Source organism: Streptomyces sp. NPDC058375 (assembly GCF_042723425.1).
Lineage (GTDB): Bacteria > Actinomycetota > Actinomycetes > Streptomycetales > Streptomycetaceae > Streptomyces > Streptomyces durocortorensis.
This window is the reverse complement of the sequence record NZ_JBHXJG010000306.1, coordinates 1-7,610: the sequence shown is the minus strand read 5'-3', so window position 1 is coordinate 7,610 and position 7,610 is coordinate 1. Positions and strand designations below refer to the sequence as shown.

Annotated in this window: 9 protein-coding genes; 3 read left to right on the top strand and 6 right to left on the bottom strand. The window is 70.4% G+C overall.

Annotated features, from left to right (window positions below):
* Positions 1–47: 47 nt before the first annotated feature.
* The 3 genes from ACFWM7_RS31570 to ACFWM7_RS31560 all read right to left on the bottom strand — a co-directional run bounded on the left by ACFWM7_RS31570 (position 48) and on the right by ACFWM7_RS31560 (position 2,779).
* Positions 48–914, bottom strand: coding sequence for a MetQ/NlpA family ABC transporter substrate-binding protein (locus ACFWM7_RS31570; protein WP_383267168.1), 867 nt, complete (start codon positions 912–914; stop codon positions 48–50).
* 102 nt (positions 915–1,016) lie between these two features.
* Entirely contained in the window at positions 1,017–1,688 is a 672-nt protein-coding gene (locus tag ACFWM7_RS31565) for a methionine ABC transporter permease (protein ID WP_030799984.1), read from the bottom strand.
* A complete protein-coding gene (locus ACFWM7_RS31560; protein WP_383267165.1) occupies positions 1,685–2,779 on the bottom strand; it encodes a methionine ABC transporter ATP-binding protein in 1,095 nt (364 codons plus the stop codon). The genes ACFWM7_RS31565 and ACFWM7_RS31560 overlap by 4 nt, the downstream gene beginning before the upstream one ends.
* Before the next feature lie 616 nt (positions 2,780–3,395).
* Here ACFWM7_RS31560 and ACFWM7_RS31555 point away from each other — a divergent pair.
* Positions 3,396–3,755, top strand: a complete 360-nt coding sequence (locus tag ACFWM7_RS31555) for a hypothetical protein (RefSeq protein WP_003970287.1) — start codon at positions 3,396–3,398, stop codon at positions 3,753–3,755.
* 1 nt (position 3,756) lies between these two features.
* Positions 3,757–4,197, top strand: coding sequence for a hypothetical protein (locus ACFWM7_RS31550; RefSeq protein WP_205082680.1), 441 nt, complete (start codon positions 3,757–3,759; stop codon positions 4,195–4,197).
* A gap of 51 nt (positions 4,198–4,248) precedes the next feature.
* On the opposite strand, the gene ACFWM7_RS31545 is transcribed toward ACFWM7_RS31550, so the two are convergent.
* The 3 genes from ACFWM7_RS31545 to ACFWM7_RS31535 form a co-directional block, all read right to left on the bottom strand.
* Complete coding sequence (locus tag ACFWM7_RS31545) at positions 4,249–4,752, bottom strand: GNAT family N-acetyltransferase (RefSeq protein ID WP_383267161.1); 504 nt, start codon at positions 4,750–4,752, stop codon at positions 4,249–4,251.
* Between the two features lie 46 nt (positions 4,753–4,798).
* Positions 4,799–5,344 (bottom strand): sigma-70 family RNA polymerase sigma factor, encoded by a 546-nt coding sequence (locus ACFWM7_RS31540; protein WP_383267159.1) that lies wholly within the window; start codon positions 5,342–5,344, stop codon positions 4,799–4,801.
* A 128-nt stretch (positions 5,345–5,472) separates the two neighbouring features.
* Positions 5,473–6,630, bottom strand: a complete 1,158-nt coding sequence (locus ACFWM7_RS31535) for a glycerophosphodiester phosphodiesterase (RefSeq protein WP_383267157.1) — start codon at positions 6,628–6,630, stop codon at positions 5,473–5,475.
* 264 nt (positions 6,631–6,894) lie between these two features.
* Here ACFWM7_RS31535 and ACFWM7_RS31530 point away from each other — a divergent pair, with 264 nt between their 5' ends.
* Positions 6,895–7,566 carry a lysophospholipid acyltransferase family protein gene (locus ACFWM7_RS31530; RefSeq protein WP_383267150.1) on the top strand — a complete coding sequence of 224 codons (672 nt, stop codon included), beginning with the start codon at positions 6,895–6,897 and terminating at the stop codon, positions 7,564–7,566.
* The last annotated feature ends 44 nt before the right edge of the window (positions 7,567–7,610 follow it).

Below are 7,610 nucleotides of genomic sequence, written 5' to 3'. Positions count from 1 at the left end.
TCCGGGGAGGGAGGGGCGGGGCTCCGTCGGCAAGTGCCGGGCGGGGGTCAGGACTTGGCGGGGGTACCGAAGGCCGGGACGATCGAGCCCTGGTAGGTGTCCTCGATGAACTTCTTGACCTCGTCGGAGTTGAGGAGCTTCGAGAGCTTCTCGACGCGCGGGTCCTTCTCGTTGCCCTCCTTGACCGCGAGGAAGTTGGCGTACGGGTTGCCCTCGGCCTTCTCCAGGGCGATGGCGTCCTTGCCGGGCTTCAGCTCGGCCTCGATGGCGTAGTTGCCGTTGATGACGGCGGCGTCCACGTCGTCCAGGGCGCGGGGCACGGTGGCGGCCTCCAGCTCCTTGAACTCCAGGCCCTTCTTGTCGGTGATGTCGCTCAGCTTGGCGCTGGTGCCGACGCCGTCCTTGAGGGTGATGAGGCCGTTCTCGGCGAGCAGCTGGAGGGCGCGGCCGCCGTTGGTGGTGTCGTTGGGGACGGCTATGGTCTGGCCGGCCTTGATGTCCTTGAGGTCGTTGACCGTCTTGGAGTAGAGGCCGAGCGGCTCCAGGTGCACGTCGACGACCGGGACGATGGTGGTCTTCTGCTTGGCGTTGAAGTCGTCCAGGTAGGGCTTGTGCTGGAAGAAGTTGGCGTCGACCTGGCCGTTCTGGGTGGCGGTGTTCGGCAGGACGTAGTCCGTGAACTCCTTGACCTCCAGCTTGAGGCCTTCCTTGTCCGCCAGGTTCTTCTTGACGAAGTTCAGGATGTCGGCGTGCGGCGTCGGGGACGCGGCGACGACGAGGGCCTTGGAGGTGTCGGCGTTCGCGCCGGTCTCGCTCTTGGACGCCGGGTCGGAGGACGTACCGCAGGCGCTGAGGCCCAGGGAGAGGGCGGCGGTGGCGGCGGCAGCTGCGGTGATCTTGATGTTCTTGCGCACGAAAAGTGCCTCTTTCTTACTGGTGGTGCGCCCGGACAAGGAGTTCGGGCTCGGTGGGACGGAAAGTTCTGGGAGTCGGTGCCTCAGGAGCGGGGCGGCGCCTCAGGAGGCGGTGCGGCCCCGGCGGGCCAGCAGCCGGACGGTGAGGTCGCCGATCAGCTGGATCACGGTGACGATGACGATCAGCAGCGCGACGGTGATCAGCATGAACTGGTTGTCGAAGCGCTGGAATCCGTAGGTGACGGCCTTGGAGCCGAGCCCTTCGCCGCCGACCGCGCCGGCCATCGCGGAGTAGCCGATGAGCACGATGAGGGTGGTGGTGACGCCCGAGACGAGCGAGGGCAGGGCCTGCGGGAGAAGAACCTTGCGGACGATCGTGGGGATGGAGCCGCCCATCGACTGGACCGCTTCGACGAGCCCGTGGTCGACCTCGCGGATCGCCGTCTCGACGAGCCGGGCGAAGAACGGGATGGCGCCGACGGCGAGCGGCACGATCATCGCGGTGGGGCCGATGAAGGTGCCGACGACCCAGGTGGTGAAGGGGATGAGAGCGATCAGCAGGATGATGAAAGGCAGCGAGCGGCCGATGTTCACGATCACGCCGATGACCTTGTTCACCACGGTGTTCTGGAGCAGTCCGCCCTTGTCGGTGAGGACCAGCAGAACGCCGAGCGGCAGTCCGCCGACGACGGTGACCAGGGCGGACCACAGCACCATGTAGAGGGTGTCGTAGGTGCCCTGGGTCAGCAGGGGCTGCATTTCGGACCAGGTCACTTGACGGCCTCCTTGGTGATCGCGGCGGGCGTCTGCTCCGGTACGGCGGCGGCCGCAGCGGTCGCGGCAGGGGTCTTCGGGCCGGTCTCGTCCTCGACGACCTCGGCCTGGAGGCCCTGTTCGCGCAGGAAGCCGATGGGGACGACGTTCTCCTCGAACCGGCCGGGCAGTTCGATGCGCATCCGGCCGATCTGCTTGCCGCCGACGGTGTCCATCGCGGCGCCGAGGATCGAGATGTCGATGTTGTACGTCCGCGAGAGCTGGGAGATGACCGGCTGGGAGGCCGACTCCCCCTGGAAGGTGACGTCGACGACCGTGCGGTCCGGGCCGGAGGCACTCCCGCCGACCGGGAACAGCTCGTGGGCCAGTTCGGAGCCGGGGGTGGCGAGGAGTTCGCCGACGGTCCCGGACTCGACGATCCTGCCGCGCTGCATGAGCGCCGCGGAGTCGCAGATGGTCTTGACGACGTCCATCTCGTGGGTGATGAGCAGGACGGTGAGGCCGAGCTGCTGGTTGAGGTCGCGCAGCAGCTGGAGGATGGAGCGGGTGGTCTCGGGGTCGAGCGCGGAGGTCGCCTCGTCCGAGAGCAGTACCTGGGGGTCGCCGGCGAGGGCGCGGGCGATGCCGACGCGCTGCTTCTGGCCGCCGGAGAGCTGCCCGGGGTAGGACTTCGCCTTGTCGGCGAGGCCGACCAGGTCGAGCAGCTCCTTGGCCTTGCGGGTGCGCGCCTGGCCGGAGACGCCGAGGATCTCCAGCGGCAGTTCGATGTTGTCCAGGACGGTGCGGGAGTCCAGCAGGTTGAAGTGCTGGAAGACCATGCCGATGCGAGTGCGCGCCCGGCGCAGCTCGGCGCTCGCGCGCCGGCCGCGGCCGGCGAGAGCGGTGAGGTCCTGGCCGGCCACCGTCACGGTGCCGGAGGTGGGGCGTTCCAGGAGGTTGACGCAGCGGATGAGGGAGGACTTGCCGGCGCCGCTCTGTCCGATGACGCCGTACACCTCGCCTTCGCGGACGTGCAGGTCGACGCCGTCGAGTGCGGTGACCTCACGGTCGCGCGACTGGTAGACCTTCGTGAGGCCCGTCGTGGTGATCACAGGGGGTTTCCGTCACTGTCGAGTGCGCGGCGCGGTGTCCGCCGGGCACGGGGCATTCGTCGAGGAGACTGTTCGGGCTGGTGGGCCGGGTTACGTCTCGGCATGGCTTCGGGCGGCGATCGGCCGGGGGTCAGCGCATGCGCGGGCAGGCTCGTTCCGTGGACTGCGAACGGCACAGGCTCGGTCTCGCTTCGGGGCGCGAGGATCGGGCGGGGGCCCTCAGAAGGCGCGCATTCGACACATACAACGAGCACCGGGCGTGCTGATCGCCTCGGTCGCAAGGGTGCGGCTGCTCGTCATGGTCATGGGCCCAAGTAAAACAGACGTGAGGTCGCCGCGATCCCGGTTGTCCGCATAGCGGACAGCCCTGGATGGCCGGATCCCGACCTTCCGGTTCCGCCGCCCGATCTCCGGTGCACCCCTGTGACCTGCGACGACGAGGTGCCTACGAGGGGTGCCTACGGGGGCGCGGCCGACGGCGGCTCCACGGGCTGGGAGCGGAATACAGTCCGCCGGTTGTGGCCAAGGCCACGGTCCCGGCGCCTGAGCGGTGGCCGCCTCCGCGGCCTTCGGGCCCGCACGCGGGCGGGCGTCCCGTCCGTAATACCCTCGACTCATGCTTGACGCCCTGACGGTCGCGGTCGCCGTGACCGCGCTCGCCCTCGCCGCCTGGTGCGGACATGCCGCCTACCGGGACCAGCCGACGAAGGACTGGCATTTCATCGGGATGGCGGTCGTCTCCGTGCTGGCGCTGGCCCAGTTGGTGGTGGGCGTCGTGCAGCTGGCGCGCGGGGAGCGGCCGGAGCAGGGGATGGCGGTGTTCATCGCCTATCTGATCGGTTCGTTCGCCGCCGTGCCCGCGGCCGGATTCCTGTCGTTGACCGAGCGGACCCGCTGGGGCTCGGTGACGGTGGCGGCGGGCGCGGTCGTGCTGGCGGTTCTGGAGGTCCGGCTCTATGACATCTGGGGAAACTGACGTGAGCGACACCGACCGCTCCGAGGTGGCCACGGCCCCGAAGCCGCCCTTCGAGCTGGGCACAGGGCCCGGCCGGGTCCTGGTCTGGTTCTACGGGGTGTTCACGGTCGCGGCGGCCTCGCGCACGATCGTCGAGATGGCCCGGGGCTTCGACCGCGCCCCGCTGGCCTACACGCTCTCGGCCGTCGCCGCCGTGGTGTACGGATTCATCACGTACTCGCTGGTGCGCGGCGGGGAGAAGGCCCGCAGGGCGGCGCTGGTGTGCTGTGCCGCAGAGCTGCTGGGCGTGCTGGTCGTCGGCGCGTGGACGCTGGCGGAGCCGGCCGCGTTCCCGGACTCGACGGTGTGGTCGGACTTCGGGATGGGTTACCTCTTCATCCCGGTGATCCTGCCGGTCACCGGGATGATCTGGCTGCGCCGCGCGAAGACGGTGGCGGTCTGAGGCCTGCCGCTGCGACCTGCCCCGTTCCGCCTGACCTCGCGCGGCGCCCGGTCAGGCGCTGGCCACGAAGTCCCGGTCGGCGGCGTCCTTCTCCAGCAGGATCACCTGTACGCCGTCGGCTCCGGTGACGGCCCCGACCTGGGCGTATCCGGCCTTCCGGTAGAGCCGCAGGTTGCTTTCGCTGCGGTGGCCGCTGTGCAGCCGGAAGCGGGTCGCCGCCCGCTGTGCGGTCAGCGCCGACTCGGCGGCCAGCAGCAGCCGGGCGCCGAGGCCGTGGCCCTGGAGGCGGGGGTGGACGCAGAGCTTGCCGATCAGGCCCGTGCCCTCGGGGTCGGTGAACCCCCGGACCGCGCCGACGACTTCGTCGCCGAGCCGGGCCACGAACACCAGGTCGTCGGCGACTTCGGCGCGCAGGGATTCGAGGCTCTGGACGAGGGGGTCGATCCGGTAGTTGTCGTACAGCTCCGCCTCGCGCTGGAAGCAGAGGTACTGAAGTCTGAAGATCTGCTCGACATCCTGTGCCGTCGCCGCCGAGATGGTCACGCTCATGCCCATGTGTGCACGCCTCCCGCTCACCTGTCCGCCGGTTGCCTACCGCTCCCTATCCCCGCACGGATGGGGCGACAACCTCCGCAGCCAGCATTCTGCGCAGACATCCAAGGCAACGGGAACGGATCGGACCCAAACTCCCCTGTGACATACCCAACTCCCCTGCGATTTCGCGGTAGGTCGGGTCATCTGGGGCGAGCAGTGCCTCCAGCAGCCGGGGGCAGCGGCCGGGCAGCCGGGCCATCGCGGAGCGCAGTGCCCGGCGTTCGGCGGCCCCGAGAGCGGCGCGTTCCGGGCAGTCGGCCGGTCCGGCGACGGGTTCCGTTCCGGCGTACGGGCGTTCGCGCCGGACCGTGCGGCGGCCGCGGCGGGCCTCGGCCCGTACGGTGTCGCGTACCCAGCGGGCGGCGTCGGCGGGCGGTCCGGCAGCGGCCGGGCGCTCCAGCAGCCGCAACCAGACGCTCTGTTCGAGGTCGGCGGGATCGACCCCGGCGGCGGGAGCCTCGGCCCTCGCCTCCGCGCGCACCAGGGGTTGTAACGCGCGGACGACGAGGGCGGTGGCGGCGGCCGGGTCGAGGTCATGATCGAGAAGCGTCATGCCCCGGCGGACGTGCCGGTGGGGGCGGACGGTTGCCCCGGGCGCGCCACACCACCCGACCGGGGCATACGGGGGCACGCGACTGACGGCGCGCCTCGCGTACGCCGGGTGCGCCGCCCCGTACCCCGTCAGCGCCCCGCGTAGTCCGCCGCAGCGAGCAGCGCCGTGTCCGGGTGGTCGGCGAAGATGCCGTCGATGCCGGTGGCGAAGTAGGCCGCGTAGGCGCCGAACACGTCTCCGTAGGCATTGGGGTCGCCACCGCGCCGGAAGTCGGCGGGCAGGAAGCTGTTCTCGTTGCGCAGGGTGTACGGGTGCAGCAGCAGCCCCTTGGCGTGCGCGTCCCGGACCAGAGTGGTCGGGGTGGTGAGCCGGCCCGAGGCGTCCTTGGGGATGACCAGGTCGAGGGTGGGGCCGATGCCCTGGGCGAAGGAGGCCATCCACTTCAGGCCCGCGGGCTTCACCAGGTCGGAGACGGTCCGCGGGTCGCCCGACTCGACGAAGTCCCAGGGGCGCTCCTTCGGGCCGGAGAGCAGGACGATGCGCGGGGTGTCGACGAGCCGGGCGAGACGCTGGACGGAGCTGGGCTCGAAGGACTGGAGGATGAGCGGGGAGTTCTTCCGGTCCCGGCCGTGGCGGCGCAGCAGGCGGGCGAGCGGCTCCTCCAGGCCGAGGCCGAGCTTGCGGAAGTAGGTGGGGTGCTTGGTCTCCACGTACAGCCAGACGGGCTTCCCGCGCTTGCGGCCCTCCTTCTCCGCCCAGCGCAGGACCTCCTCGAAGGTGGGGACGTCCCAGCGGCCGTCGTAGAGGGTGTTGTCCGGGCGGTTGCCCGGGATGCGCTCCTTGGCCCGCAGGGTCTTCAGCTCGGCGAGCGTGAAGTCCTCGGTGAACCAGCCGGTGTAGGAGACGCCGTCGATGCTCTTGGTGGTCTTGCGGCCGGCGAACTCGGGGTGGTCGGCGACGTCCGTGGTGCCGGTGATGTCGTTCTCGTGGCGGCAGACGAGGTGGCCGTCCTTCGTCGGCACGAGGTCCTGTTCGACGACGTGCGCGCCCATGTCCAGAGCCAGCTGGTAGGAGCCGAGGGTGTGTTCGGGACGGTAGCCGCTGGCCCCGCGGTGGCCGATCACCGTCGGCACGGGCAGGTCGCGCAGCGATCCCTGGCCGCCGCCGTGGCCGCGGCCCCGGTCGGCGGCCTGGGCGGCGGCGGGCAGGCCGAGGGCCGCGGTGCCGAGGACCGCGGCGCCCAGAAGGGTCCGCCGGCCGGGGGTCGTCCACGCACGCTCCGTCATGAATGCTCCTCGCTTGGTGATGTCCGGGACCGGTCGAGCGAGGCCCGATCGTAGGCTGGGAGACGTAACTGAGGGCGGACCTTCGGCCAACGTGGCGGAAACACATGTCAACACCGCGTATCCGCTTCGTGAACCCGATGTGCGATCAGCCCATACCCGCGAGTATCGTCCTCACCTGCACCGACCATCATCCGTCGGCACCGGCCACCGCCCGTTGGACCCTGTTCCACCGCGGCCGGCCCGGCCACGACACCGGAGGAACCGTTGTCCCGTCTCACGGTCATCAAGGCAGTGCTCGGACCGATTCTGCGCCTGATGTTCCGCCCTCAGGTGGAGGGCGCCGAGAACATTCCCGGGACCGGTCCGGTGATCCTCGCGGGCAACCACCTGACGTTCATCGACTCGATGGTCATGCCGGTCTGCGTCGACCGGCCGGTGTTCTACATCGGCAAGGACGAGTACGTCACCGGCAAGGGGCTCAAGGGCAAGCTGATGGCCTGGTTCTTCACCGGCTGCGGCATGATCCCGGTGGACCGGGACGGCGGCCGGGGCGGGGTCGCGGCCCTGATGACGGGCCGCCGGGTGCTGGAGGAGGGGCAGGCCTTCGCGATCTACCCCGAGGGCACCCGCTCCCCCGACGGTCGGCTCTACCGGGGCCGTACGGGCATCGCGCGGCTGACGCTGATGACGGGCGCGCCGGTGATCCCGTTCGCGATGATCGGGACGGACAAGCTGCAGCCGGGCGGCGCGGGTCTGCCCCGGCCGGGCAAGGTCACGGTGCGGTTCGGTGAGCCGATGGAGTTCTCGCGCTACGAGGGCATGGACCGCGACCGCTATGTGCTGCGGGCGGTGACGGACTCGGTGATGGCCGAGGTGATGCGGCTGTCCGGCCAGGAGTACGTGGACATGTACGCGACGAAGGCGAAGGCGGCCTGATCCTTTGGGCCGTGCAGACGCGGGAAGGGCCCGCACCCCGGCTG

Excerpts from the sequence above, each read along its gene's own strand:
- ACFWM7_RS31555 (WP_003970287.1), top strand. The coding sequence starts at position 3,396 with ATGCTTGACGCCCTGACGGTCGCGGTCGCCGTGACCGCGCTCGCCCTC.
- ACFWM7_RS31545 (WP_383267161.1), bottom strand. The coding sequence starts at position 4,752 with ATGGGCATGAGCGTGACCATCTCGGCGGCGACGGCACAGGATGTCGAG.
- ACFWM7_RS31540 (WP_383267159.1), bottom strand. The coding sequence starts at position 5,344 with ATGACGCTTCTCGATCATGACCTCGACCCGGCCGCCGCCACCGCCCTC.
- ACFWM7_RS31535 (WP_383267157.1), bottom strand. The coding sequence starts at position 6,630 with ATGACGGAGCGTGCGTGGACGACCCCCGGCCGGCGGACCCTTCTGGGC.